At 66.2% G+C, this 25,839-nt stretch carries 31 protein-coding genes; 23 read left to right on the plus strand and 8 right to left on the minus strand.

Features of this window, described 5'->3' with window-relative positions; genetic code table 11:
* Positions 1 to 40 precede the first annotated feature (40 nt).
* The 5 genes from DL519_RS44380 to DL519_RS44400 form a co-directional block, all read right to left on the minus strand.
* Complete coding sequence (locus DL519_RS44380) at positions 41 to 1,858, minus strand: DUF2637 domain-containing protein (RefSeq protein ID WP_190824753.1); 1,818 nt, start codon at positions 1,856 to 1,858, stop codon at positions 41 to 43.
* 106 nt (positions 1,859 to 1,964) lie between these two features.
* Positions 1,965 to 2,150, minus strand: a complete 186-nt coding sequence (locus DL519_RS44385) for a hypothetical protein (RefSeq protein ID WP_190824754.1) — start codon at positions 2,148 to 2,150, stop codon at positions 1,965 to 1,967.
* A complete protein-coding gene (locus DL519_RS44390; protein WP_190824755.1) occupies positions 2,147 to 2,305 on the minus strand; it encodes a hypothetical protein in 159 nt (52 codons plus the stop codon). Before DL519_RS44390 ends, DL519_RS44385 begins: the two co-directional genes overlap by 4 nt.
* Positions 2,302 to 2,517: a hypothetical protein gene (locus tag DL519_RS44395; protein WP_190824756.1), complete on the minus strand. Its 216-nt coding sequence runs from the start codon at positions 2,515 to 2,517 to the stop codon at positions 2,302 to 2,304. The genes DL519_RS44390 and DL519_RS44395 overlap by 4 nt, the downstream gene beginning before the upstream one ends.
* Entirely contained in the window at positions 2,514 to 2,669 is a 156-nt protein-coding gene (locus DL519_RS44400) for a hypothetical protein (RefSeq protein WP_190824757.1), read from the minus strand. The genes DL519_RS44395 and DL519_RS44400 overlap by 4 nt, the downstream gene beginning before the upstream one ends.
* A 116-nt stretch (positions 2,670 to 2,785) precedes the next feature.
* Between DL519_RS44400 and DL519_RS44405 the strand changes: the two genes are divergently transcribed.
* Positions 2,786 to 3,523, plus strand: a complete 738-nt coding sequence (locus tag DL519_RS44405) for a GntR family transcriptional regulator (protein ID WP_190824758.1) — start codon at positions 2,786 to 2,788, stop codon at positions 3,521 to 3,523.
* Positions 3,524 to 3,820: 297 nt separating this feature from the next.
* On the plus strand, positions 3,821 to 5,077 hold the full coding sequence (locus DL519_RS44410) for a hypothetical protein (protein WP_190824662.1): 1,257 nt from the start codon (positions 3,821 to 3,823) through the stop codon (positions 5,075 to 5,077).
* Here DL519_RS44410 and DL519_RS44415 read toward each other — a convergent pair.
* The 3 genes from DL519_RS44415 to DL519_RS44430 all read right to left on the minus strand — a co-directional run bounded on the left by DL519_RS44415 (position 5,074) and on the right by DL519_RS44430 (position 7,316).
* The gene (locus tag DL519_RS44415; protein WP_190824663.1) at positions 5,074 to 5,274 is read right to left on the minus strand and encodes a helix-turn-helix transcriptional regulator; all 201 of its coding nucleotides are present in this window, start codon (positions 5,272 to 5,274) and stop codon (positions 5,074 to 5,076) included. The two genes, DL519_RS44410 and DL519_RS44415, sit on opposite strands and share 4 nt — an antisense overlap.
* Positions 5,275 to 6,036: 762 nt before the next feature.
* Positions 6,037 to 6,249 carry a hypothetical protein gene (locus tag DL519_RS44425; RefSeq protein ID WP_190824664.1) on the minus strand — a complete coding sequence of 71 codons (213 nt, stop codon included), beginning with the start codon at positions 6,247 to 6,249 and terminating at the stop codon, positions 6,037 to 6,039.
* 194 nt (positions 6,250 to 6,443) lie between these two features.
* Positions 6,444 to 7,316, minus strand: coding sequence for a ParA family protein (locus DL519_RS44430; protein ID WP_190824665.1), 873 nt, complete (start codon positions 7,314 to 7,316; stop codon positions 6,444 to 6,446).
* A 205-nt stretch (positions 7,317 to 7,521) separates the two neighbouring features.
* Between DL519_RS44430 and DL519_RS44435 the strand changes: the two genes are divergently transcribed.
* The 21 genes from DL519_RS44435 to DL519_RS44535 all read left to right on the plus strand — a co-directional run bounded on the left by DL519_RS44435 (position 7,522) and on the right by DL519_RS44535 (position 25,834).
* Positions 7,522 to 8,325: a hypothetical protein gene (locus DL519_RS44435; RefSeq protein ID WP_190824666.1), complete on the plus strand. Its 804-nt coding sequence runs from the start codon at positions 7,522 to 7,524 to the stop codon at positions 8,323 to 8,325.
* Positions 8,326 to 8,424: 99 nt separating this feature from the next.
* A complete protein-coding gene (locus DL519_RS44440; RefSeq protein ID WP_190824667.1) occupies positions 8,425 to 9,159 on the plus strand; it encodes a hypothetical protein in 735 nt (244 codons plus the stop codon).
* A gap of 23 nt (positions 9,160 to 9,182) precedes the next feature.
* Positions 9,183 to 9,884, plus strand: a complete 702-nt coding sequence (locus DL519_RS44445) for a hypothetical protein (RefSeq protein ID WP_190824668.1) — start codon at positions 9,183 to 9,185, stop codon at positions 9,882 to 9,884.
* 286 nt (positions 9,885 to 10,170) lie between these two features.
* The gene (locus DL519_RS44450; RefSeq protein ID WP_190824669.1) at positions 10,171 to 10,737 is read left to right on the plus strand and encodes a hypothetical protein; all 567 of its coding nucleotides are present in this window, start codon (positions 10,171 to 10,173) and stop codon (positions 10,735 to 10,737) included.
* A 10-nt stretch (positions 10,738 to 10,747) separates the two neighbouring features.
* Positions 10,748 to 12,223, plus strand: a complete 1,476-nt coding sequence (locus tag DL519_RS44455; RefSeq protein WP_190824670.1) for a hypothetical protein — start codon at positions 10,748 to 10,750, stop codon at positions 12,221 to 12,223.
* A 19-nt stretch (positions 12,224 to 12,242) separates the two neighbouring features.
* A complete protein-coding gene (locus DL519_RS44460; RefSeq protein WP_190824671.1) occupies positions 12,243 to 13,661 on the plus strand; it encodes a phage portal protein family protein in 1,419 nt (472 codons plus the stop codon).
* Positions 13,661 to 14,365: a structural protein gene (locus tag DL519_RS44465; RefSeq protein WP_190824672.1), complete on the plus strand. Its 705-nt coding sequence runs from the start codon at positions 13,661 to 13,663 to the stop codon at positions 14,363 to 14,365. The genes DL519_RS44460 and DL519_RS44465 overlap by 1 nt, the downstream gene beginning before the upstream one ends.
* A 14-nt stretch (positions 14,366 to 14,379) precedes the next feature.
* On the plus strand, positions 14,380 to 16,002 hold the full coding sequence (locus DL519_RS44470) for a hypothetical protein (RefSeq protein WP_190824673.1): 1,623 nt from the start codon (positions 14,380 to 14,382) through the stop codon (positions 16,000 to 16,002).
* Complete coding sequence (locus tag DL519_RS44475) at positions 15,999 to 17,222, plus strand: hypothetical protein (protein ID WP_190824674.1); 1,224 nt, start codon at positions 15,999 to 16,001, stop codon at positions 17,220 to 17,222. Before DL519_RS44470 ends, DL519_RS44475 begins: the two co-directional genes overlap by 4 nt.
* A 69-nt stretch (positions 17,223 to 17,291) precedes the next feature.
* Positions 17,292 to 17,711 (plus strand): hypothetical protein, encoded by a 420-nt coding sequence (locus tag DL519_RS44480; protein WP_190824675.1) that lies wholly within the window; start codon positions 17,292 to 17,294, stop codon positions 17,709 to 17,711.
* A 41-nt stretch (positions 17,712 to 17,752) separates the two neighbouring features.
* Positions 17,753 to 18,655 carry a phage major capsid protein gene (locus DL519_RS44485; RefSeq protein ID WP_190824676.1) on the plus strand — a complete coding sequence of 301 codons (903 nt, stop codon included), beginning with the start codon at positions 17,753 to 17,755 and terminating at the stop codon, positions 18,653 to 18,655.
* A gap of 12 nt (positions 18,656 to 18,667) precedes the next feature.
* Positions 18,668 to 18,865 (plus strand): hypothetical protein, encoded by a 198-nt coding sequence (locus DL519_RS44490; RefSeq protein WP_190824677.1) that lies wholly within the window; start codon positions 18,668 to 18,670, stop codon positions 18,863 to 18,865.
* Positions 18,866 to 18,867: 2 nt separating this feature from the next.
* Positions 18,868 to 19,320 (plus strand): phage protein Gp36 family protein, encoded by a 453-nt coding sequence (locus tag DL519_RS44495; protein WP_190824678.1) that lies wholly within the window; start codon positions 18,868 to 18,870, stop codon positions 19,318 to 19,320.
* A complete protein-coding gene (locus tag DL519_RS44500; RefSeq protein WP_190824679.1) occupies positions 19,310 to 19,771 on the plus strand; it encodes a hypothetical protein in 462 nt (153 codons plus the stop codon). The genes DL519_RS44495 and DL519_RS44500 overlap by 11 nt, the downstream gene beginning before the upstream one ends.
* A gap of 2 nt (positions 19,772 to 19,773) precedes the next feature.
* Entirely contained in the window at positions 19,774 to 20,178 is a 405-nt protein-coding gene (locus DL519_RS44505; RefSeq protein ID WP_190824680.1) for a phage tail terminator protein, read from the plus strand.
* The gene (locus DL519_RS44510) at positions 20,171 to 20,416 is read left to right on the plus strand and encodes a hypothetical protein (RefSeq protein WP_190824681.1); all 246 of its coding nucleotides are present in this window, start codon (positions 20,171 to 20,173) and stop codon (positions 20,414 to 20,416) included. Before DL519_RS44505 ends, DL519_RS44510 begins: the two co-directional genes overlap by 8 nt.
* Positions 20,417 to 20,489: 73 nt before the next feature.
* Complete coding sequence (locus DL519_RS44515; RefSeq protein ID WP_190824682.1) at positions 20,490 to 21,083, plus strand: phage tail tube protein; 594 nt, start codon at positions 20,490 to 20,492, stop codon at positions 21,081 to 21,083.
* Positions 21,084 to 21,100: 17 nt separating this feature from the next.
* Entirely contained in the window at positions 21,101 to 21,481 is a 381-nt protein-coding gene (locus tag DL519_RS44520; protein WP_190824683.1) for a hypothetical protein, read from the plus strand.
* 32 nt (positions 21,482 to 21,513) lie between these two features.
* Entirely contained in the window at positions 21,514 to 21,681 is a 168-nt protein-coding gene (locus tag DL519_RS44525; RefSeq protein WP_190824684.1) for a hypothetical protein, read from the plus strand.
* A 14-nt stretch (positions 21,682 to 21,695) separates the two neighbouring features.
* Entirely contained in the window at positions 21,696 to 24,950 is a 3,255-nt protein-coding gene (locus DL519_RS44530; protein WP_223840491.1) for a lytic transglycosylase domain-containing protein, read from the plus strand.
* Positions 24,947 to 25,834: a phage distal tail protein gene (locus DL519_RS44535; protein ID WP_190824685.1), complete on the plus strand. Its 888-nt coding sequence runs from the start codon at positions 24,947 to 24,949 to the stop codon at positions 25,832 to 25,834. Before DL519_RS44530 ends, DL519_RS44535 begins: the two co-directional genes overlap by 4 nt.
* Positions 25,835 to 25,839 lie beyond the last annotated feature (5 nt).

Genomic DNA, 25,839 nt, shown 5'->3' on the forward strand with positions numbered 1-25,839 from the left:
AACGGGCGACCCGCTGGTACCGGGTCGCCCGTTGCCCGTTTCATGCTGCAACTGCGGTCATGGTTCGGGCCTTGAAGGCGTCGCGGACCTGGCGGGCCCGATCGGGGCTGCACTTCAGCGCCTGCCGCAGCGGCTCCACCTTCAGGTCCGCCGGGTCCCAGGCATTCCGCTTGATCAGTGCCTCGGTCTCGCCGATCAGGTCCTCGATCGACTTGCCACGGGCGGTGCTCGCCGATCGAGTCGGGGCCGCCTGCTCACTGCGGACCGCAGCCGGTCGATCGATCGACTTCGGCCGCGACGTCTTCGACTCGATCGAGTCGCGGTCGATCGAGTCCCCAGCGTTCGGAATGGAGTCGATCGACTCGGCCTCTCCAGTCGGCTCGATCGACTCGGGCCGCTGTTCGATCGACTCCGGTTCGATCGAGTCGATCGAGTCGATCGAGACCGAGGTGGTCGATCGACTCGATCGACCGAACCACTGGCCCTGCTGCTTGGGCTGCGGCTGCTCGATCGACTCAACCGACTCGATCGACTCGATCGACTCGATCGAACCGTGGTCGATCGAGTCGATCGGAGAGGCCGACTCGATCGAGTTGTTCAGCTCGATCGACCCAGGTCGCGACTCGATCGACTCGGCTTCGATCGACTCGATCGAGTCCCGATCAATCGAGTCGATCGACCCGATCGAGCTGGCGTCGATCGACCTGCTGGACTCGATCGAGTTGCCGGGCTCGATCGACTCTGGGGCGGTCGATCGAGTCGATCGACGGGACCACTTCCACCACTTGGGCTGCTGCTCGATCGAGTCGATCGACCGACCGCTGGTGCCGGTCGATCGAGCTGCCCGAGTCGATCGAGTCCGCCGCTCGATCGACTCGATCGAGTCCGCCGGTTGCCCGACTCGATCGGCTGCCTCACGCAGCGGTGCCGGACCGAACAGCAGCCCGGCGGCCAGAGTGACCTCCTCGGCCTTGGCCAGGATCGAGTTCGCTCGATCGACGTCGGCGGCGCGCTGCTGCTCGATCGACTCCTGCACCTTGCTGCGGATCGAGCGGCGCTTCCACGGCCGCCAGCGGTACTCCAGCTTCCGCTGCGCTCGCTCGACCGCAGCTCGATCGAGCGCCACCTGTGCCTGCCTCGGTCCGAGTCGATCGCGCACCGAGATCGACCACGCCCGGAACGTCCACAGGAAGTAGCGCAGCCATCGGGCGATGCCGAACCTCGGCCGGCGTTCCGGTCGATCGAGGTCGATCGAGTCGCGGTAACGGCGCCGCTCGAACGCCTCCCAACCGGCCACGCCCGCGATTGACATCACGGCCAGCACTGGCTTGCCGGAGTGGATGCCGTTCATGGCGGCTGCGGTGCCCACGATGGACCACATCAGCGTTCGCTCTACTAGGGCGCTGTCTCCGGCCTGGCGGGCTTTGCGGGCGAGCGCGCCGAGGGACAGCCCCAGGCACTCCAGCGCGGTCGCCAGCGCAGCGCCAGTGACTGAGTCCCAGCCCAGCCCGCCGTTTTCCACCTTGCCGGTGGCGTAGCCGTACTGGCCCGTCCAGGCGGTCACGGCCGCGAGGATCACCGGCACGGTGACCATGCGAGCGGGAAGCTCGGCCCAAAACCGCTTCACGGCGTCCTTGCGCCTCTGCTTACGGTTGCGCTTGCGCTGCTTCTTTTCCCGCTCGTCGTCTAGTTTGTTCTGGCATTTCTGGAGTTCCAGGTGGCGGAGCCGGGACTGGTACTCGCGTTCAGCGGCCGCGTTGTCGAGCCGGATTTTGGCTTCGGCTTCGGCTAGCGCTGGGGGCATCGGCGCCGGTGCCGGTGCTTTGAACAGGGACAGGACCGCTTTTGCGCTGGTCATGGCTGGTGTGGCATCCTTTCTGCGGGGTTTTGTGGACTCCGCGAAACAAAAGGCCCGGCACCAGTTGGATTGGTGCCGGGCCGTTTCGTCTGCTGTGGACGGTCGGTCAGTAGATCTCGGCGGCCGGTCGCTGCTGGCCGCTGCCCGGCGCGAGAACCACGGTCGACGTGCCACGCGCCTCCCGGCCGTAGGACAGCAGGCCGTAGGACATGCCGAAGGCGAACGCCAGCGTCCCGAACAGGAGCAGCAGTGCCGCGATCGCGGTCACCGTGCGCCGCCATGTCTGCGTCATCGCTGATCACCTCCCGGTATCTGCGGCGCGGACTGCGTGGTGCCGGAGAGCTTGTCGCCCGCGCTGATCAGCGCGCCGCCGACGGGCTGACCGTAGGTCTTGATCAGCGCGAAGATCACGATGCCTGCGATCACGAGCGTTACCAGTGCCTTCATTGCGCTTGCCCTCCGATGCTGGTTCCGATGTCCTTGAACAGGCCGCCTGCGCCCTGCGCGGTAGCGCCGATGCCCAGCCCGAGGTCGTTCGCGCCTTGACGAAGACCGGGCATGGCTGCTCCGAACGTGATCGCCGCAACGATCGCCAGGACGATGATCAAGGTCCACTTGACCGGGCCCCGTTTCTTGCCTCCACCGCCGCCGTTGCTCATTCGTCCTCCGTTGCTCTTCCGTGCTGGCCGACGGCCCGCGCAGGTTCACTTGCGCCGTTGCCCGAGTCGGACGGCGCGATTCTCTTGTTCTTGAGCCACAGCAGGTCAGCCCTGCTGAAATACGGCGGCTCGTTGAAGATCGCTGCACTCACGCGCCCCGCCTCCTCGTGTCGACACGCGGCTAGCTTGTGCCGCACAAGGATGGCACGAGAGTATGTGTCGGCACAAGCCCTTGCTTGAGACGACCACTTACGGGGAGTATCGACACATGGCAGCCAGACATGACGTCGCCGAGTTCTACCGACAGCGAATCAGGGATGGAGAGCTCAAACCGGGAGATCCACTTCCTCCCGTGCGGCAGCTCGCTGACGAGCACGAGATCAGCGTCTACGCCGCTCGATCCGTCCTCTCCGAACTCCGCATCGCCGGATACACCCTCACCACGCAACGAGGCTCGTTCGTCGCCGACCGCCCGACCGGCGTCGATTCCCCCCAGGACCGGATACGGCGCGCTATCCGCACCGGAACCACCGGCGCCGAACGGGAAATGCAGGACGTGATCTCCGCACAGATCGTCACACCCACCCACTACGAGGCAGGCCACGTCGCGGAGATTTACGACCAGGACCCGAAAGACCAGGTCGTACGCAGGGAATACACCATCTCGAAGGCCGGCAAGGTCATGGCCTTGCACGTCGACTGGTACCCCACCCGCTACGCCGCGATGGTCACCGATTTGCTGTCCACCCGGTCCACTACGGGCGGCGCACTGCTCACCCAGATCGAAACCGCACTTGGGCAAACCGTTGTGCATGGTCGCGACGCCGTACGAGGACGCGCCGCCGACCAGCGCGAAGCCAATGCGCTTCAGATCCCGGTCGGCACGCCGATCCTTGCCGGAGCACACGTGTGGACTACCGCTGACGACACGATCGTCGTCTACGGCGAGTGGTGCATCCCTCCCGACGTCGAGGCGGGATGGGATTACGACCTCGAACGCAGCTGACAAAAGCAGGCCCCTCGGTGGCTCGATGCTCCGAGGGGCCTCAGGAACCCTCAGCTGAGCCACTGACCAGCTCGCAGGGGCGACCGACACGCCGAAGGATGAGAACACCGAAGGGGCGACGCAGATGCGAAAGACTCCCTAAACACAGCTCGGCCCCCGGTGCGCCAACACCGAGGGCCATCAGCTGAAACGCAGTACTCCCAACGGCCAAGTAAGAAGCCCCACGCGCTAGCCGAAAGCGTACGACAGGACACCTGCCGTGCGCTATCGACCGGCCGTGGTGGAGAGGAACACCACGTGCCCACCATCCACACCCTTCACCCCGAGAACAACTACTCCCAGGTTTCGCGCGCAGCCCGCGATGATCTTCCCTCGCTGGCCGCGATCGGCTACCAAACCATCCTGATGTCCTACTCCGACGGCTATGTGCCCTCGCTGGACAGCCTGCGGAAGAAGAAACCGGGCATCACCAAGGCCGAGGCATCAAAGGCACGCAAGCAGCTGTTTCAGTTCCGCTACCGCGTGGATGTCCGCTGGCAGGTCGCTGAAACCGGCAAGTGGGAGACCGCTATCTGGCGTTCGCACTACCCCCACACAGAACAGGACCTGGTCGAGATCGCGTCCAGGTATCCACGCGGCGGCATCGTCCAGGTCCCAGTGAAGGACGAGCAAGGCAAGGTCCGCCGCGACACGTCCGGGCAAGTGATCACCGCCGCCCGAACGATCCGCGCTGCGGTCATCGACTCGTGGCGCGGCGAGGGCGAGCGGATCACCCCGGACGGCACCCTCGACCAACACTCGGCCGAAACCGACCAAAACACTCCGAGTTATCCACAAAGCCCAGGTCGCACCGACCTCCCGAAAACCGGGGGGTCGGCTCTCCGGGGGGTCGGATTGCGGGAGGTCAAGATAAAAGAAGGGGGACAAGACCACGGGGACAACACCAGTCAAGGACCAAAGAACTGCCGCCCTACGGTTGGCGACCTCGGGGAACCCGGCTTCGCCGGAACCCCCGAGGTAACAGAAACCCCTGGTCAACTGCCTAACGGATCACCTACAGGGCCGGTTTTTCGAGGTAAGTCACTACCCCCGCGCGCGCACGTAATCCCAGAAGTCGATCACGAAGTCAACCCCACCGCGCAGGAATTTTCTGGATCATCCGAAAAGGACACCAGCGCGGCACTCGCCGAGGACCACAGCGGCTTCGACGGCTCGCGGGTCGACCCGTCCCCCGCATCACCGAAGGCTGAGGACCAGGGAGAGAAGGCGTCGGGGCCAGTTGATCTCCCGGCCGCCGGTAGGGCCGGAAACGCCTCTCATTCGCCCGGAGACCGACGAAACGCCGGTTCCGAGGGTGATCTCCCCGGAGCAGGACGCGGCGGTTGTGGCGCGTCTGGCTGCCAAGGCGACGGCTGGCGAACCCTCGCAGACAGCTCGCTCGTCCCCTGCAAGCCATGCCGGACCCAAGCTGAGCCGCGCGACGTCGACGAGGACCAGGCGGACACCGAGCGGGACGACCCGTGGAACATGCCGCTCGTTGACCTGCCGTTCTAGGGGGATGGTTCGTCGCCGGGCAGGGTTCTGCCGTGCGCGCGAGCCCAGCGGCGTACGTCTTCGGTGCGCCATACCGAGCCCATTGCCAGCGTCACCTCCGGCGCGGGGAAATCGTCCTGGCAGGTCAGCTGGTAGACGCGCTGGCGGCTGACGCCCAGAAGTGCGCCGATTTCCGCTTGTCCCAGCAGGTGTTGCATTCCGCCATTCTAGTCACCTGACAACTAGTCTATTGACTACTAGGCAAGTGACTAGGCATAGTGGGGTTCGTCAACCGCTGGTCAAGCGTGAACTGGCCACGGTGGGCCGTCCGAAGGGCAACCGGCTCTCCGGGCGACACACAAAAAGCCGCCGGACCAAGGGATTGAGGTCCCTCACAACCAAGTTCCCCAGCCCGGCGGCCATCCACCTCAGTGGAGGTCCGATTATGACCAAGCCTCGCCAGCCCGGCTGCAACGGATGCGGGTCCATACCCGCTCAACCTGTGTGCCCCATCTGCGGCGCGCGAAACTAGGCACCATGACGAAGCCGAGGCATCTCACCCATCACCAAGCCCCACCTCCTGCTACAGCGTCAGCTGAAACCAGGACGACGGTGGCGTCCGAACTCCGTGCCGTTGCGACCATCTGCCGTGAACACGGCGCTGCGGCGCTAGCGGCTGACGTCAAAAACGACGCCGTCGCGCGAGCCGTCACCGACACGCTCTACGCACTCGGGGCCCGCTTCGACACACGGGCCGATCAATGGGCTAATGGCTAATCCAGCCGAGCACTGATTACTGCTACGTGGTGTGCCGGGTGACGGCCGTGCCATCGCCCGGCACCTCGGCATCGGACGATCCACCCTCTACCGCGCACTCTGACCGGATACACTGAGCGCATCTCTTGCACTGTGGTTGGTGGTAGAGACGAGAGAAGGCCCCCACCTCAGGTGGGGGCCTTCTCTGTACGGACGTGACCGCCTCAGTCTTCCTTACGCATGAAGAAGTCCAAATCAACCGCAGGCTCACCAACCGTGCGCTGCACGTAGTCGAACAGATCGAACCGCTCCCGCACGAGGTACTGCACGAGCAACTCACCCACCTGCCGCTTGTCCAGCCGGAACTTCGTAGCCAGCACGTTCACGATCATGTTGCCGGTGTTGTAGTGATCCTCCGAGACCCGCAGCCCCCACATCTTCGATCCCGGAACCTGCGGCCGTTCAGTGACATTGAGGCCGCCGGGATCAGGAGCCGGATCAAACGAGCTTGACCCGATAGGCGGGGTGCCACCATCCTCAGCTCCACCGCCAGCACCGGGCAACGGGCCACGCCGGCGCCGCGCCCCAGGCAACGCTCCAGCTCCGCTCGGGTAACCGCCTTCAGCCACGATCAGACCTCCTCGGTAACAGTGGTGGTAGCGAACTTGTGCAAACGATCAACAGCCGGCCGGTAGAACCCCGTCAACTCGGCTTTCAGCTCACGTTCTTTGGCATCGGTCTCCGGCATGAGAGCGACTGGCAGCAGCTCGTCGTCCAGGCGGGCAAGCCGGGCCCGAAGCGGCACAGTGCCCCAATGCTTGCCCTCGTTCTGCCCGCTCGCGAACTCCTCGACAATCCGCCGCTCCCAGTACTTGTGGTTCTGGGTGCCGGACCGGTGACCGTTGATGATCAGCCCGACGTAGTCCAGATCCGGCACGAGCAGCTGCTCCCGCACGTAGAGCAGCTGGGCGTGCGTACGGAACAGGCCCCGGTAGCTTCGGAACGAGGGTTGGGTCACGAGCAGCACGTCGTCGCTGTCGGCCCACGCCATCTGCGGCAGGATGCCCAGGCTGGGCGGGCAGTCGTAGATCAGCACATCCACGTCGTCGTCGGTGCCCTCCATGCCCGCCCGCAGCCGCAGGAAAGCGTCGCGGTTGGGCATGACGACATGCGCGTCTTCCAGGTCGAAGCGCGACGGGATGAACGTGAGCTTGTCCCGCCACGGCACATCCCACCGGCACTGCTGGATCGCGTCGGCGGCCGTGCCCGTGACCAGGCGGTGTTGCCGCCACGCACGCTCGATCACCTCCAGCACTGTGATCGCGTCATCCTCGGGACCATCAACCTCGAAACCCAGCGCTGCCGATGCATCCGACTGAGGGTCGAGGTCAACGACCCGTACGCGCAGGTCATGCTCCACAACCAGGCCCACCGCGAGGTTGATCACCTCGTTAGTTTTGCCGACTCCGCCCTTGTTCTGGCAGACGGCGACTTTATATGCCATGCACTCTCCTGTGTCGCGTTGCTACGTCCGTACGTTTGTAGCAACGGTTGCTACAAACGTACGGACGTACATCCGTAGCAACCCTATGACGCAGCGGCAACGCCTACCGATCAAGGGGGCAAGGACATCCGTACGCGACACAGCCGGTCGATTCAGGCCTCGTTGTTAGCGTCCGCCGCAGGTCAACCGATCTACGGAGGTCGCAGTGAAACCACCCTGCGTTGTTGGATGCGGACGGCAGTCAGCCCAGCCACTGTGCACCGACTGCTGGAACCGGCTCGAAACCGCGCTGCGCTCGGTCGCCTGGCTGGCACCCGAGCTGCGCACCACGGTCACCCGCCAAGCGAAAACGGGGCTCAGCATCGGCATCGTCACGCGCGCCGCTGAAACCCCGGTCCCCGTCAACCTCGAAGCTTCGCAGCGCGGCGACCACTTACGCGACGTCCTCGCCGCCTGGATGCGGTGCCTCTGGGAGGACTACGGCATCGGCCCGATCGAGCGCTGCGACACCACCGCGCGCATCGCGGGCTGGCTGCTACGACACGACTCGTGGTGCCGGCGGCACCCGGCCGCGTTCGACCTCTACAGCGAGATCACAGAAGCTGTGGCTCGGTGCGTGCAGATCGTCGACCGCCGCCCCGACCGCATCTACCTCGCGCCATGCGGCGCCGAGCTCTCCGACGGCGGAGGCATCGTGTGCGCGGCGGACCTGTACGGCGTCGAGGGCCAGTCGATCGTCCGCTGCCGGTCCTGCGGAACCCGCTGGGACCTGTACGAGCGGCGCGACTGGATGCTGGCGCAGGTCGAGGACCGCATGGCGAACAGCGTGCAGCTCTCGGATCTGCTGGCGTCGCTGGGCGTCGAGGTCGCATCGAGCACGATCCGCACCTGGTACAGCACGGGGAAGCTCGACGTTGCCGACCACGATCACCGTGGCCGGCCGCTGTACCGGGTCGGCGACGTGATGGCGATCCTGGCCACCAAACGGCGTCTGATCGCAGCTGCCTGACGAAAGCGCCCCCGCATCCGCCCAGTTCGCCGGTCGAGGTGCGGCTCGTCTTGAGCAAGTCGATCTGGCCGCAGCCCAGGCGGGGCTACGGTGACCCGCATGCAGACCGAGTTCAACGACGAGAACGAGCAGATCGCCGAGTGGTGGGATGACGTCGCGCTGGTGAACGAGGCGCCGGCGCTCACCGCGGCGGCGGATGTCGCGTTGGTGCTGGTCATCCAGGGCGAGCAAGACCTGCAGCTCGAGGACGACATTCGATCCGCCCGCCGGATCTCGGTCGAGAGCTACGAGCTGCCGGTCCGGCCACTGTCGACTGAGCTGGTCCTGTTGTGCGCCCTGGCACTGGTCGAGACGATCCGGCGCATCACGAGCCGCGACCCGCTGCCGTTGGAAGTCGCCGCCCGGCTCGACAAGCTGCAGTCGGTGGTGCGCATCGGCGAGCATCTTGGTCAGGCGGCCGCGTTGCTCGCCGATGACGCCTCTGCGCGGGCGGTGGCCGGGATCCGGCCGCCGAGCCCGCCTGTCATGCGCCCGCCGAGCACGATGTACGCGTGCCATGCCGTGGCGACCCGGCCGGCGGAAGACTGGGGCACCCTCCCGCAGGAGGTCGTCATGGAGTTCGACCGGCTGCTCGCCGACCCGTCCGGCGGCGAGTGGGCTGAACTACGGTCACGGGCCCATGCCGCGCTGGATGCGTGTGCCCGCGACCGGGACCTGCGCGAAGCGGGCACGCTCATGCACACGCTGCGGGCGCTGCGGATTCGCCGGTGCTGGCTGGACCAGCATCCCGACCGCGAGGTGCTGGTCCAGCCAGGCGAGCCCGGCGCTTACTGATCACGCTGGTTAGGCTGCGCGGCGTGGAAACCGACACCGGCGCGTGGAATCAGGCGGTGGCCTGGGGCGAGGAACTGGCTGCAGGAGACGGGCAGCCGCCCAGGAGCTGGGATCACCAGGCAATCGCCGGTCTGCTCGCGGTCGCCGCGTACGCCCTGGCCCTGCGCGAGGATCTGGCGGTGGAGCAGCTGGGGGTCGATCGGCTGATCGTGCCGCTATTCCGCGAAAGCCGGTTCCGGGAGCTGGTCGAGGCCGAGCTCGACCGGGCCGGGCAGCACCTGGGCGTGCGCGCCCTCGCCTCGCAGGATCCGGTGGCGGTGATGTGGGCGTGGCTGACGCGGTCGTGGCCGGTCGACGAGCTGCGCCAGCCCCCGCCCGAGGATGCCGCGGAGTACCCGCCGCGGTACTCGATCGGAGGCCGTTGCGTCCCGCGCCCGGCGGTCGAGGTGTACTTGATGTGGGCCGCCAGCGCTGCCGACCGGGCACTGCGTGCCGAGCGCGGCGCGTGGGCTCCCCGCACCCCGGTCCGGGTCGTCGGCGGCGAGTACGCCGGCCGTAGCGGCCGCCTGGAAAACCCAGCGTGGATGTTGACCGAGGCCCGGGACCAGGTCGAACCGGGCCCGCCGTCGGCGTACGTGGTCAACCTCGGCCCCAAGTTGGGGACGACCCCGGTGGAGTACCTCACCCCGTGCATCCCGGCCGAGCACCTCACCGTCGCCGAGTAGCTGACCATCCGCCTGGCCGCTGAGGACTACGCCCGTCTGGCGGTTGTGATCACACCGCTACTTGCGCTTAGACGATCTCGACAGTAGCTTTGTGTTAAATCGCGATCAGTAGGTCTGATCAACCCCCAGAGAAGAAGCCCCCAGCAGCCTTTAGTGGCGCGGGGGCTTCTCTCGTTCTTGCTCCGTCGCAGCTGTACGCATCGAGGCTGTGCCTTGCGTCGGAGAGCTGGCAGACCCCAGTCGTGGCCAGCAAAACCCACGTCGGCCCAACCACAGGGAGGTGGACATGAGCAGCCGCAAGTGCATCGGCAAGAAAACAGACGGCGAACCCTGCGGCCGATGGGCCGTCAAAGGCGCCACCGTCTGCCCCTCACACGGCGGCAACGCCCCCCAAGTCCGCCGGCGCGCCGCGGTACGCGCCGAACTCGAGTCCTGGGGACTCGACGCCGAGACCGTCGATCCTGGCGAAACCCTGCTACGCCTGCTGTCCCAAGCCGCAGCACGTGCCGACCGCTACGCCGCCGCAGTCCAGCGACTGGTCGACGAGCAGGGCCTGGAAGCCGCGCTCGTCGGCGACACGCTGGTCGTGGACCAGGAAGGCAACACCCGCAAGGTCGGCGAATACGTGCGCGGCCTGGCGCAGCTCGAAGCGCAGGAACGCGACCGGGCCGCGAAGTTCTCCCACCTGGCGATCCAGGCCGGCCTCGCCGAACGGCAGGTGCGGCTCGCCGAACGGCAAACGTCGCTGGTTGAGAAAGCCCTGCTCGCCACCCTGGAAGACCTCGGAATGTCGGACGACCAGCAGCAGCAGGCGTTTGGGAGGTTGGCGCACCACCTGCGCCTCATCGCATAGGAGGCGGCAGGTGGTGGACTTCGCGTCGGCCCTGGCGGAACGCCTCGAACGTCGAGGACAGCAGGATAGGTGGCGTGCGGACCCGGTCGCCTGGGTACAGGAACGGCTCGGCGAGCACGTCTGGTCCAAGCAAGCTCAGGTGATGCGGTCGGTTGCTGAAAACCCGCTGGTCACGGTCCAGTCCGCGCACTCGACCGGGAAGTCGCACTTAGCCTCGCGGTTGGTCGCGTGGTTTCTTTCGGTGAACCCGCCGGAAGACACGTTCGTTGTCACGACCGCACCGACGGCGGCGCAGGTTCGGGCGATTCTGTGGCGCTACATCTCGCAGGTGCACGCGAAAGCCGGGCTTGAGGGCAGGGTGACGCAGGCTGCGGAGTGGAAGATCAACGACCAGCTTGTTGCCTACGGCCGCAAGCCTTCCGACTACACCGAATCGAACTTCTCGGGTATCCACGCCAAGCATCTACTGGTGGTTCTTGACGAGGCGTGCGGGGTTAGCAAGCACCTGTGGGTCGCCGCTGACTCGCTCGCTACCAGCGCGGACTCACACGTCCTCGCTATCGGCAATCCTGATGACAATGGTTCGCACTTCTACAAGGTGTGCACGTCCGAACCCGGCTGGGTCCGACACAAGATCAGCGCCTACGACGCCCCAGCGGTCACCGGCGAGCAAGTGCCACAGGTACTGAAGGACACCCTCGTATCGAAGCAGTGGATCGACGACAAAAAGCAGCGGTGGGGCGAAGGCTCCCCGCTGTTCAAAGCGAAAGTTCTGGGAGAGTTCGCAGACTCCGACGACTCGATGATCCCACTGTCGTGGGTGATGGCCGCAAACCGGCGTTGGAACGAGTGGGACGAGGCCGGCCGACCGCCACAGCCGGGCCGCCTGGTGCTCGGGGTGGACGTGGCGCGCTTCGGCGACGACAAAACGGTGCTGGCGTGGCGGTACGGCGATGTGATCACCAAGTTGGAGCGGCACGCCAAGATCGCCACCACCCAAACCACGAGCCTGGTGCAGGCAGCGATGCACAACCAGCCGCAAGCGGTCGCGGTGGTGGACGTGATCGGTATCGGCGCGGGCGTAGTCGACCAACTGCGATCACTGCAGATCCCGGTGCGCGCCTACAACGCCGCGCATGGCACACGAGTTCGCGATTCAACGGGCTCGTGGAAGTTCAACAACGTTCGGAGCGCCTCATATTGGCATCTCAGAGAGTTGTTGGACCCGGCGCAAGGGTCGACGCTCGCGCTGCCCCCAGACGACGAGCTCACCGCCGAACTCACCGCGCCTCGGTGGGACATCCGGGCTGGTGGGGTGCTGGTGGTCGAGTCGAAAGACGACTTGAAACGGCGTCTCGGTCGATCCACGGACGCGTCCGACTCTGTAGCGATGGCCATGTGGCAAGAACAGACGTGGGATACCGACGAGGAAGGCCGCGTCAAGAAACCAAGGGTGCGGCGCTACGCCAACGCCGTGACGTGGTGACGACAACCAGGAGGTGAGCATGGCAGCGACAAACGGTGTGCGGCTCACCGAGCAGGAGCGGAAGCGGCTCGCGGGTCCGCCGCTGGCCAACCCGTTCGACCAGTACGACAGGTTGTTCCCGGATTGGCGAGGCGGGGACGTCTTCGCCTACGACTGGGACAACCGGCAGCTCAAGGAGATGTTGGCCCGGTCGGGCAAGGCGCGCAGTGTCGAGCAGGTGCTGACGCTGCCGTTGCGCAGCGCGAAGTGGGAGATCAAGGGCAGCGGCGAGGTCGCCGACTTCGTGCGCACCGTGCTCGGCGACAAGCTCAACGCGGTGATCGACCAGATGACGGCCGGCTGCACCTACAAGAAACAGTTCTTCGAGCTGGTGTGGTCGCTCGACGGCGGCCGGGTGGTGCTCGATGAGATCGCGTGGCGCCCGCCGGTGTCCTGCGAAGCCGCGTTTGACGACAAGACCGGCCGCCCCACGGGGTTCCGGCAGCGCATGGCGCACCCCGGCGGGATGGTGGTCACCGCCGAGGGCCTGAACACGACCCCGGGCTACGTGCGGATCCCCGCGAACCGGGCGTTCGTCTACACCCACGGCACCCACCGGGAGCCGCTGTACGGGGTGTCGGACATGGACGTGGCCTTCTGGTGTTGGGAAACCCAGCAGAAGATCCTGTTCCTCTGGTGCCAGTACTTGGAGAGGCAGGCCCTGCCCAACGTCATCGCCTACGGCAACGATCCCACCGAGGCTGACAAGAACGCCGAGGTCATTGCGGAGATGAAGTCGGGCGGTGTGATGGGCATGTCTCGGTCTGGTGACCCGACCGCGAAGGTCTTCGAGATCCTGGAGTCCAGCGGGAAGGGCGCGGACCAGTTCATCGCGGCGATCCGCTACTTCGACGAGATGATGCCCACGAGCGTCCTTGCTGGGTTCACCGAGCTGGCGTCGGCGGCGGCGCGCGGTCGGGGCAGCTACGCGCTCAGCGTCGACCAGTCCGAATTTTTCTTGTCGTCCCGGCAGGCTGTGGCCGATGAGATGGCGCAGGCGGTCAACAACGGGCTGATCAAGCCGCTGGTGACGTACAACTTCGGGCTGATCAACAGGGCCGACATGCCGACGTTGAGCATCGGTCCGCTGGCGAACAAGGACACGGACCGCGCGTTGGAGATGCTGCAGTCCATCATCGCCGCGCCGCAGCTCAACGTCCCAGGTGAGTTTGTTGACCAACTCGTCAAGTCCACTGCGTCCTACCTCGGTTTGAACGAGCAGACCGTGGTGGATGCGCTGGATAAGTTCGCGGCTCAGCGGGATGAGCAGCTCAAGCAGCAGCAGGCCCAGGGGCTGAATCAGCCTCGCCAGGCGCCGCCGGGGACACCGGAACCAGTGGCGCGGTTGGGTAACGCTGTGCAGGGCGCTGCGGCGATGGTGACGCACAAGGCGGCGTGATGACCGCACCAACCACCGAGCAGCAGCCACCCGACGGGCAGGCGCTGGAAGACGCTGCGATCGTCGCCGGCCTGGCCGTGCTGTTGGCATCCGCTGCAACAGTCCCGCCGCTGGCCGCGATCGTGGCGCTGCTCATGCGCCCGCCGAAACAACGCGGCGAGCCGAAGGTGTCCCGCACCGCGGCCACGGTCGCAGCCCGCTTGGTCCTACAACAGAGGCAGCCCCCCGCCACGCCAACCGGCGCTGCGGGGAGACAGATGCAGCGGCTCAACATCCAACGCAGAGCCCAGTTTTTGCTGGCTGCGGCCCGCAGGATCACCCGCCAGATCGGCACAAACCGATCGAAAGAGGCAGTGGTCAAGGCATTGCAGGCTGAGCGCCGGTATTGGCAGCAGCACGTCGAGGCGTCTGCGAAGCGGGAGCGGGCTGCCTCTCTCGTTGACTCGACCGCCGAGCGTGAAGGCGTACGGCAGCCCGCCACTCCAGGCGGGAAGGTCGGCACCGTCGTCGGCTGGCATGCCACGCTCGACGACCGAACAGACCCGGACTGTCGGGCGGCACATGGCAAAAACTTCATCGTTGAACGCCCGCCGCGAATAGGGCTTCCAGGGGCTGTGCACCCGGCGTGCCGCTGTGTCCCGGTCAGGGCCTATCGCACAAGACATCTGGTCGGCGGCGGCCAACTCCCCAACCTGCCGCGCTGACAAGGGAGGACAACGTGCCTGAGAAGACGCCGATGCTGGCCACCGTCCACCACAAGCTCGGCAAGCCTGGCGGTCCCGGCCTGTTCCATGACAAGTCGCTGAGCCTGCCACCGTACGTGGAGAACATCGCCCACAGCCTGATGCGCAAGCGTGGCCTGCCGAAGTCGCAGGCGATCAGGCTGGCGCTCGGCGCGGTCGAGCGGTGGAAAAACGGCGGCGACGACGTCTCGCCCGAGGTACGTGCGGCGGCGGCTAAGGCGTGGGCGCAGTGGGAAGCAGCGAAAGCCAAGGCGAAGGCGACCCCGAACAAGCGCAGCGACCACGCCAACGACGCCAGCGCGGTCGACGTGCTGTTATCTGGGCCTGATGGTGGCCGCGACCTGCTGTTGTCGGCGTCCCAGGCTGGGGTGATCGACCTCGCGGCACTGCACCAGTGGAAACACAATTGGGTGCCGTTGACGCCGTACGCGGCGGCGATCAAAGCGAAGATGGCGCGCGGCTCCACCAGGGGCAAGGGCCCGGATCTGCCGAAGCCGCTGCAAAAGCGCGCGGCCGAGCTGCACGGCAAGCACGGCAAGTCCGTGGTGCACGGCTCCTACGGGCACAGCGAGGCACCGCTGAAACCTGAACCGAAGCCTGCCGCAGCGATGAAAAAGTCCACCGTCCCGACGGCCAAACGACCCGCGTCGCCGTCGCGGAAGCCTGTTGCGGCAGCGAAGGTGACCAAACCCGCTCGCCCTAACCGTGAAACCCACCAGGTCAAGAGCACGCTGTTCGACTTCCCGGCGCTTCCCGACGACGCGCACCCCGCACTGCGGGAGAAGCGGCAAGCGATCCTGGACAAGGCCGCCAAGATCAAGGCGCCGCCGAAGCCATCGAAGCGTGGCCCGCAGCCCAGCAAGGCGCCGAAGCCCGGTACCGGCGAGTTCACTCCGAAGCCGGGCGAACCGGGTGGAAAGGTCACGTTCGCGGGTGACCGGACTGGCACGGTGTGGTCCGACGCGCCGCACGGCGGTAAATGGGTCATCCCCGACCAGCGCCAGCCCGGCGAGGCCCACGCCATCTACCTCGACAAGCACGGCCACGTGCACAAGGAAATGTCTTCACGGGAGTATCAGCAGAACTGGTTGGCCGGGCGTCGTGCGCAGGTGGAAGCGTCGACACCAAAGGCCCGCAAGGCTGCTGAAGCGCAGGCACAGAAGCTGCGGAACAAGGTCGAAACAGCCCAAACCACCGTGGGTGGCCGGCCGTTTAAGAACTTGACCGCGGATGAGCTCAACCAGGTGGATCGCAGTCACGGGCATCTGCGCGCGTCGAAGGAATATGTGCGGGGTGGCCGGACGATCAGTGATCTGGTCAAGGTCGAGCGGGAGCGGCGCGCGGGTGAGACGAAGCTCGACGACGTCCGCAAGACGGCGCTTGCCGACGCGAGCGAGGCGGATAAGAAGTTCTATTACGCCGCGTACCAGCGTCGTCTCGACTCGGGTATGAGCCCGATGGATGCGCACGTCAAGGCGCTGCAGGACATGGTCAACGATCGGTTGGTGCGGCGGACGTCGTTGTCGTCGCGGCCGGGCAACGCAGTGGAGTTGGCGCGGATCATCCACCAGATCAGGAAGGTGCAGGCAGCGGCATGACGACTCAGATTCTGTCGCCGATCGACCTCGGCGAGGCCAAGAGGCTCGGATCTCGCCTGTTCCGCAAGCAGGTCCTGCCCTACGGGTCGATCAACTACAAGGACAAGTTCGGCGCCGAGCGGGTCATCAACTTCACGCGGGAGATGTTCACCGCGATGGAGCAGGCGTTCCGGGACAAGGCGTATCCGGGTGTGCCGCTGGTGTTCGCCGACAAGGACAACGGGCACACGATGCACCCTCTCGCCACGACCGGCGAGGTGGTGGACCTTGAGATCACCGACAACGGCCTCGACCTGATCGTTCGCGCTGATGAGGAAGCCGCGAAGTTGCTGGCCAACTATCCCAACATCGGTATCTCGGCGCGGATCTTCGAGAACATCGAGCGGGCCGACGGGAAGCGCTATGACGCTGCCATGCAGCACGCGTTGATCACGTGGGATCCGAAGGTCTCCGATCTGAAGCCGTGGGAGGCCGTGAACCTGTCAGCAGAGGTCGAGGGCGACGTCCTGGACCTCACAGCCGAAACGTTCGCCTCCCAGGGCGAGCAGGAAGGGGTTGAAATGGCGTCGCCATTCACCGAAGCCGAGACCGAGCAGTTGCGGAAGCTGCTGTCGCTGCTGGAGGACGAGCAGCCGCAGGACACCGGAGAGGCCGGCCAGGGCGAGCCCGCCGACGCGATGCCGGAGCTCACCGAGGACGAGCTGAACGCGCTGGCCGCGGAAGTCCTCGCCGACGATGGCACCGAGGTTGAGCAGGATCGGGGCGAGCCTGTCGAGGAGCCTGTGGCCGACGTCGACGAGAAGCAGCCCGCCGAAGGCGCCGAGATCGCCGCGTCCAACGAGTCTCCGGCCGTGGAGCTAGCCAACGCCCGCGTCGCTGAGATGGAGACGCAGCTCAGCAACCTGCAGCGGGAGCTGGACACCCGGAACTACCAGGCCGAGCGCGACCGTTTCGCCGCCGAGTGCGGCATCCCGCCAGCGGTCACGGATCTGGCTCGGCCGCTGTTGGAGGGCCGCCAGGTGATCGAGCTGTCCAACGGCAACAGCGTGGACGCCGGGAAGGTGGTGCGCGACGTGCTGCAGGCAATCGGCCAGCACGTCAAGCTGCTGGACCTCTCCCACAGCGTCGGTTCGGCGTTCGAGACCGACAAGGACCAGGCCGAAGCCGAAGAGCGCCGCAACTGGGTGCAGCGCGCCATGACCGAGCTCAACCTCGGCTGACCAACAACCCCAAGCCCATTGTTGTAACCCCCGCATGGTCGGGGGTTTTTCCATGTCAGGAGACATTCCATGTCTGGTGTGTTCCCCCGTCAGGTTCAGGGCCCGGACACGTTCGAGGTGTCGGTGGCTGTTACCGGTGGTCAGCTGGTTGTTCCCACCAGCGGCGGAAAGATTGGCCCCGCTGGCGCGGCTGCCGCCAACGTGCTCGGTGTTGCGCTCAACGACGCGCAGCCCGCTGGTTCGGCGCCGACGAACCCGATCAACACGGGGTGGCCTGCGGCGCAGGTCTCCGTCGCCCGTGACTGCGATATCCGCGTCACCTACAACGCTGCCACCAACTTCGGCGACAAGCTCATCACTGCCGCCAACGGGCAGGTCACGGCGATCAGTGGCACCGCTGCCGCGGCGGATGCCCGGCAGATCGTCGGAATCTGCACCGAACCGTTGGGTGTCGCAGCCGGCGCGGTCGGCCGCGCCCGAATCTTCTGACTCGGCTCAAGGCCCCATCACGAGAAGTGGAGTAACAACCCATGACCACCAAGGTTGTGAGCAGCTTTGACGGCCCCCGGGTCACAGTCAATGACTTCATCAAGGACCCGTTGCGCATCCGCGACATGGTCTACAACATGCTGGACCAGGGGTTCTTGGCGGACGCGATCCTACGTAACGGCGGAATCAACCAGAGCGGCGCGGTGAGATTCAACGAGTCCACCCCGCTGTACGCCGACGACGGCGCCGAGATCCGCGCAGAGTTCGCCGAGGTTCCCGTGATCAGCACCTCGGTTGGCGACCCGCGCGTGGTGTTCGTCTCCGAGCGCGCCGTGGCCATCACCGTCTCCGACGAGGAGCAGCGCCGCCAGGTTCTCGACCCCGTCACCCGAAGGCTTCAGCAAGCCAAGAACACCATGATCCAAAGCTGGGATGATGCGTTCTTGAACACGCTGCTGACTAACGCGGGCATCAGCACGGTAACCGCGACAGCGGCGTGGGCAGGCGCGTCGGTGGACATCCGCAGGGACATCAACGCCGCCCGCAAGGCCGTGGAGACTGCGGTGTCCGCCCAGGGCGCCCAGTTCGGATTCGCTGCCGACACGCTGGTGGTCAACAGGACGACCAAGTTCGACCTGCTGAACAGCGACCAGTTCAACAACCCCATCTACCAGGGCAACCTCGCCGACGAAAACCTGAAGTACACCGGCAAACTGCCGAACCAGATCATGGGCCTCGACGTCGTGGTATCCCCGCGGGTTCCAACAGGCAAAGCGATCGTGTGCCAGCGCAACGTCATGGGGTTCATCAGCGACGAGCTGCCGTTACGGGCGACTCCGATGTACCGGGATGAGCCCCGGAAGATGTGGCGGGCGGACGTGCAGCGTGCGTCGGCGATCGGCATCGACCAGCCCAAGGCCATCTGCGTCATCAACAACGTGTGAGGGGTGTGACCGATGGCGAAGTTCGAGGTGCTCCACAACGCGGTGACCCACGAGGGCCGCATCTACGAGCGCGGCGAGATCGTCGACTTGGACAAGGACCTGGGCGACCGCCTGGCATCCGAGTACGGCGCGTTGCAGCCGGTGGTGGAGAAGGCCCAGCGGCGCCAGGCGAAGACTGAAGAGTCCGAGCCCGGCAAGGCTGAGGGCTGACCATGTACGCGCAGGTGGACGAGGTGCGTGCCGTGCTGGCCCGGGATCCGAGCCAGTTCGCCAACACGGCCGCGTCGCTAGATGACGCCGCGATCACCGGACACATCGCCTCTGCGCAGGCGCAGGTCGACGGCCGGCTGGCGGGCCGCTACACGGTCCCGTTCCCCGCGGATGCGGTGCCGCAGCTGGTCGTCGACATCACCCGCGACATCGCCGCCTACCTCGCGGATCTGACGTACCGGCAGGGCCTGGACTACGAGACCGATCGGGATCCGGTGGTGTTGCGCTATCAGCAGGCGATGCAGCTGTTGGGGCAGATCGCGGGCGGCCAGATCGACCTGCCGGTCGAGCCGGGCACGTCGGAAACCGGTGGGCTGCTGACCGCCCGGAACCGCTACGGCGGAGACCTTTTTGGGCTGTCCGATTTCGGTTTGGGGGTGCGTGATGGCTGGTGATTTCAGCGAACGGATCCGGGAGCTGGCTGAGCGTGTCGGCGACGGCGACCTGCAAGGCCGTCTCGTCATCGACCAAATCTATGCACGTCGGCAGCATGAGGAGCTGACCTGGCGGCATCCCCGCGGCGGGCAGGCGAAGTATTTGGAGCAGCCGCTGCACACCGAGCATCGCCGCTACCTGCAGAACATCGCCGACGCTGTACTGGACGAACGGGGCCCGGCTCCAGCGATGGCGGAGGCGATGGAAGACCTGTCGAGGCAGGTCGAGGTGCACGCGCCGATCGAGTACAGCAACCTGCGCGAATCGGGACACCCGATGGTCAAGGACGACGGGCGCACGGTCTACGACCGGCCGCCGAAACAGCGCCGGCTGACTGAGCAGGAGCTCAAGGAACAGCGCCGTCACGGTCAACGACACCGGCACCTGCATCCCGAGCAGTACGAGGACTGACGATGTGGGCCACCAAGGACATCATCGACTGGCTGCAAACGCTGGGGATCACGGTGCCGCTGCACCCCGGGACGCAGCGGATCCCGGAGATGCCAGACCGGATCGCCGTGGTCACCCCGCTACCAGGCACGGGGTTGAGCATGGAGGGTCTCGCCGACAGCCCAGGGTTTCAACTGCGGTGCCGAGGCGCGCAGATGGATCCGGACGACTGCGAGGCGATTGCCTACGACGCAGACCGGCGCATCCTGGGCGCTGATTTCCCGGCCACGCTTGGGATCGTGCAGCTGACTGCGGTGACCCGCTCTGGTGGGCGGCCGGCGCTGCTGTCGGCCGTCCCAGACGCGGCAAATCGAACCGAGATGGTGTGCACCTACCTCACGACGATCATGGAGGTTTCGAATGGCTGAGCGGAAGCTGACCGCCGAAGAACGGGCTGCGCAGGACGCCGCTGAGCCCGCCACGCAGGCCCCGGCCACGACCAAGACCACGAGCGGGACAGTGCGGCTGGCACCGCCGCCGTTCGTCGCAGAGTTCCGCGTCGGCGACACCCTGATCACCGAGGCCGGTGTGGAGTTGGACGCGAAAACCGCTGATCAGGTCCGTGAGGCCGCCGCGCGATCCGGTATCCAGCTGCGCGAGCTGTAGCCCGTTCCTGTTTCCCGTTTCCCCACCCCCGTAGCTGGTCAGCGCGGGGGTTTCGTCTTGAGAGAGGTCCGCGATGCCGGCTCTTATTCCGCAGTACGACGGCCCCAAGGTTCTGACCGGGTTGGCCGCGGTCTACCTGGCCCCCTACAACCCCACTACGCCCCCATCTCTGCCGGCTGAAACCGTCGATCTGGGCACGGCGTGGACGACCCCGTGGGTGCCGATCGGCGCGACCATGGAGGGCGTCAGCTTCAACTACAGCCGTGACACCGACCAGATCGTCATCGAGGAGCAGATGACGCCGGTGGACGAGCGCACCAAATCGCTGACGTTCACGGTGGATGTCGATCTCGCCCAGGACACGTTGCAGACGATGAAGTGGGCCTACGGGGGCGGCACGATCACTACTACGGCCGCTGCGACTGGTGTTCCGGGCACGTCGACGCTGGTCATCGCCGATGAGATGGATGACTTGGTGCTCGGCTTGGAGGGTCAGAACGACAAGGGGTTCTGGCGGCGCATCCTGATTCCGCGGGTGAAGTCGGTCGCGGATGTGAAGACGACCTACCGGCGCAGCAACTCGCCACGCACCTATGCGATCAGTCTCCGTTCGTTGGTCGCCCCGTCGCAGGTGACGATCAAGAACATGGACGCCGAAGCGCTCTGACCTGAGAGGACATGACGATGGGATTCGACCTTTCCAAGCAGGTCAAAGCACTGGACTACCACCTCGGCGGCGGCCTACGGGGCACTGTCCCGGAGCCCTCACCGAAGGCAGTCAACCGCTACAACTCGAGGATTGCCGACAACCTCTCGGTCATCGGGAAGGAACGGCCCAACCCGTCCGACACCGAAGCGATCGCCAAGCTGCTGTCCGAGCTGACCGAGGACGACATGAACGCCATCGGCGAGGAAAACCTGGACGCTGTGGCGGAACTGTGCGACGGCTCCCCGTCCCGCGCTGACCTGGAGGCGCTGGGACATCGCGGGTTCCAGGCGTTCATGGGCTGGCTGTCCGGGGAGCTGAACAACCCGGAAGGCGCGAGGCCCGCTACGAGCCGCTGACAGGCGGGCCTGATCAGCGGCGCACTTACTACATGGTGCGCCGCTACCTGGGGTTTTCGGTCGATGAGTGGGATCGGCTGCCGTGGTGGCAACAGCGGCTCTATGTCGAGGAACTCGACGCCGAACTGTCCGGCCCGGATCAGGGCGACGGGCAGTCCTCGGACGAGGCGCTGCTGGCGGCCGGATTCCGAATTGAATGAAAGGCGGTGGGGTCGTGGCATTCGATGCCGGCGCCGTGGAGGCCAGCCTCACCATCGATCGCACCCCGTTTCAGCGGGGTCTACAGCAGGCACGCAAGGACGCGGACCGGTTCGAACGCGACCCGATCTCGGTGCGCTTGGACGTCGACGCCGCCCGTGCTGGGGTGCGCCTGGCGGACTGGCGGCGGCTCCAGGAAGCCAAAGCGCTCGCGGTCGGCATCAATGTCGACACCGTCGGCGCTGGCGCACGCATGGCTACCTGGCGAAATCTGCAGGAGGCCAGGGCCATCAACGTGCCAGTCGTGGCCACCGCCGACTGGGCCGCCGCCACAAAGGCCGGCGACGAGGTCGGCAGGTCTGCCTCGGAAGCGTCGAGAAGCACCCTGCTGTCCGGCATGAGGACCACAACGAAGCTCATTGCCGCCGGAATCGTCGCCGGGGCACCATTGATCGGTGCCGCGCTGATCGGATCCGTTGGGGCGGGGTTCGTGGCTCTGGCTGCGGTGGCGCAGCACAACAACGAGCAGATCCGCGCGTCGTTCGAGCAGCTCAAGACCGATGTCATCGACGTTGGTAAGGACATCACCTCCCAGAGCGTTCCCGCGCTGGACAACGCCCTTCGCACGCTGGACGCCGAAGTGCGGATCCTGGGTGTGCAGATGCGGGGCGCGATGGCGGCAGCCAACCCGCAGATCGCGATCGTCACCACGGGCCTGGTCAACATGGCCGACAACGCCGTCCCCGGGGTAACCGCGGCGTTGCGTAACGGGCAGCCGGTGGCGCAGGGCTTCGCGAATCTGCTGGCCGATCTGGGGTTGACCGGTGGTGAGGCGCTGACGTCGCTGTCGGCGCACGCCGGCACCTTCGGGACCGTGTTCACCTCGACGGGCAGCATCGTCCGGTCGGTGATCGGTGCAGTGACTACGGTCATTAATGATCTGGCGTCGATCTGGGCGTCGAACTCGGCGCAGATGAACGCCGCGATCGGTGGGGTGGCGCGCACGGTCACCGGGCTGGCGGACGGTGCGATGCCGGTGCTGACGCTGGCGCTGCGGGTCGTCGCCGGGGTGGTGGATGCGCTGACCACGATCCTTGGCCCGTTCGATGGGATTCTGGGCACGGTCGGCGCGACGGCGCTGGTCACGTGGGCCGCGCTCAAGGGCGCGGGCGCGGTGACGGGCGGCATCACCGCGTTGGCCGGGGGAATCCTGAACCTGGGTGCGCGGATGGAAGGCGTCTCTCCTCGGGCGGCGAACATGTCGGGGAAGGTCGCCGCGTTGGCGGAGGGTCTCGCCGGGCCGCTGGGGTTGGCGATTGCTGGCGCCACGGTGGCGCTCGGTCTGCTGGCTGCGTCGCAGCAGAAGGCCGCGGAGAAGGCGCAGGCGCACAAGAGCCTGGTGGAGTCGGTGGCGTCGGCGTTGCGGGAGTCCAACAACGCGATCGACGAGAACGTCCGTAAGACCACCGCGCAGCAAATACAGGGCGATGCGTCCTACGACACGTTCCGCCGGGTCGGGGTGTCCTTGACCGAGCTGACTGATATCGCGTTGGGCAACGCGGGCGCCTATGACGCGGTGAACGCCCGCCTGGCCGGTTTGATCGTCAACGGCTCCAAGACGGTGGACACTGGGCATGGCACGGCGCGGATGTTCACCGCGCAGGGCGAGGCCGCCCAGCAGGCGCAGGGCTATCTGGACTTGTTGCGTGCCACGTATGGCGATGCGGCCGTGAAAAACCGTGATCTCGCGGCGGCGATAGTCAGTACTCAGGTCACGACAGACCCGTTGATTCGGGCGTTTATGAACCTGGCGAACGCCACCGGCACCGCCGAGCAGGAGACCAACGCGTTCCGGGCGGCGCTGGATGCGTTGATCGGCCGGAACCTGGGCGCTGAGCAAGCAGCGCTGTCGTTCCAGCAAGCCGTCATCGGCCTGTCCAACTCCGTCCGGGCCAACGGCGTGACGTTGGACGCCAACACGGCAGCAGGTGTCGCGAACCGGCAAGCCATCCTGAACAGCTTGCAGGCTGCGGTGAATCACGCGCAGGCGGTGCAGCAGCAGACCGGCGACGTCAACGCCGCTAAGGAAGCGCTGCGGCAGAACGAACAGGCGCTGCGCGACAACGCCATCAAGGTCTACGGCAACCGTGATGCTGTCGACGAGTTGCTGCGCTCGGTGGGCGGCCTACCTGGCCAGTACAACTCCGCCGAGGAACAGGCTCGGCAGTTCGCGAGAAACACCAACACAGAGTTGCAGGGCATCCAGGACAAGAACATCAAGGTTACCGCCAGCGGCGAGTGGTACGACCAGTTCGACTTCAAAACGGACGCGTACCTGGGTTACCGGACTCGGGCGGCTGGTGGTCCCGTGTATGGGCCGGGTACCAGCACGTCGGATTCGATCCCGACCCTGTTGTCCAACGGCGAGTACGTCATCAACGCCGCCTCTACCAGGGCGTATTACCCGCTGATCGAGGCGATCAACCAGAACCAGTTAGCCAAGGGCGGGCAGCCCATCCCGGTCAAACGACTGGCTGTGGGTGGCCCGGTCGGGTTGGGGTACTCACCGTTCACGACGGACCTCGGTGGTGCCGCGCAAACCTGGCTGAATCGACGCACCGCGTCGTTCGGAGACCGGATCGCCGGTGTCTTCCGGGACATGCTGGCTGGTGCTGGCGGCGGCGATGTGTCCCGGTGGTCCAGCGTCATCCTGCAAGCCCTGTCGATGCTGGGTCAGCCCGCGAGCTGGTTGCCGACGGTGTCACGGCGCATGAACCAGGAGTCCGGCGGCAATCCCACCGTGGTCAACACCTGGGACTCCAACTGGCGCAAGGGAACCCCATCGGTCGGGTTGATGCAGGTCATCGGGCCGACGTATCAACGCTGGGCTGGCCCGTTCCGCGGCACTGGACCGTTTTTGTACGGCACGAGCACGAACCCGCTGGCCAACACCTACGCCGGACTCAACTACGCCATCCACCGCTACGGCAGCTTGGCTGCTCTGAATCGGCCGGGCGGCTACGACAACGGCGGGGCGCTGGAACCCGGCTACACGCTCACCTACAACGGCACCCGCCACCCGGAAAACGTCCGCACCCGCGGGCAGGAAGACGAACTCGTGACGCGGCTGGTGCGCATCGAGGCTGCCCTGTCTGCCCGGCCGCCGGTGACGGTGCAGCAGTCGTTTGCCGGAAACCAGTGGGAGCCGGAGGAGTTGGCGGCGGCATCAGCCCGGCACATGACCGCAGCGTTGAAGGAGTTGGACGGATGAGTACGACGGTGACGTTGGCCAACGCGGTCACGCTCGGCCAGCCGTCGACCGATGCCGCTGGGGTGACCTGGTGGCATCGGTCGGTGACCGGGTGGCGTGACGGGGTGCCGATGCGCACGACGTTCGTGGACCGCCCGACCGCTCACGGTGCCTACGACGGTCCGGCCTACGCGGGAAAACGTGTGATCGTGCTCAACGGGTCGGCGAAGGCCCCAGGCCATGCCGACCGGTTGCGGGCGATGCGTGCCCTGGTCGGGCTCGGGGGGGATGGGTCGATGCTGTCGCTGCGCATCCGCGACGAGCTCGGCGAATGTGAGGCGATGGTGCGCCGTAGCGACAAGCCGACCATCAGCATGGCCGGTTCGGCGTGGCTGGACTACTCGCTGCAGTTCACCGCGCCCGAGCCTCGCCTGTTGGACGTGGTCACCCGCACCGCATCAACACAGATGGCGCAGTCCGGGGCCGGGGGCGTGGCCTGGAACGGGCCCGCCGGCGGCTCCGGTACGCGGTGGAACGGCCCGACCGGGGGATCCGGGCTGTCGTGGGGTGCGCCGGTGAGTACCGGCGTGGTGCGGCTGGACAACACCGACGGGACCGCGCCGGCCGATGTGATCGCGACGATTACCGGCCCGGCGCAGAACCCGTCGATCTCCACTGGCACGTCGTGGATCACCTACAACGGGGTGCTGTCATCGACTGACGTGCTGGTCATCAACACCGGATCCGGTGCGGTGCAGCTCAACGGCGTCAACCGGCGCAGCTATCTGACCCGCGCGAACTGGTTCCAGATTCCCGCCGGCGGTTCTGTCGACGTCCGGTTCACGGCCGAGGTGCAGAACGCGCAGGCGAGCATGACCGCCAGCTGGCGCGTCTCCTACTACTGAAAGGC

The sequence above is a fragment of the Saccharopolyspora pogona genome, from assembly GCF_014697215.1.
GTDB classification, from domain to species: Bacteria; Actinomycetota; Actinomycetes; order Mycobacteriales; family Pseudonocardiaceae; genus Saccharopolyspora; species Saccharopolyspora hattusasensis.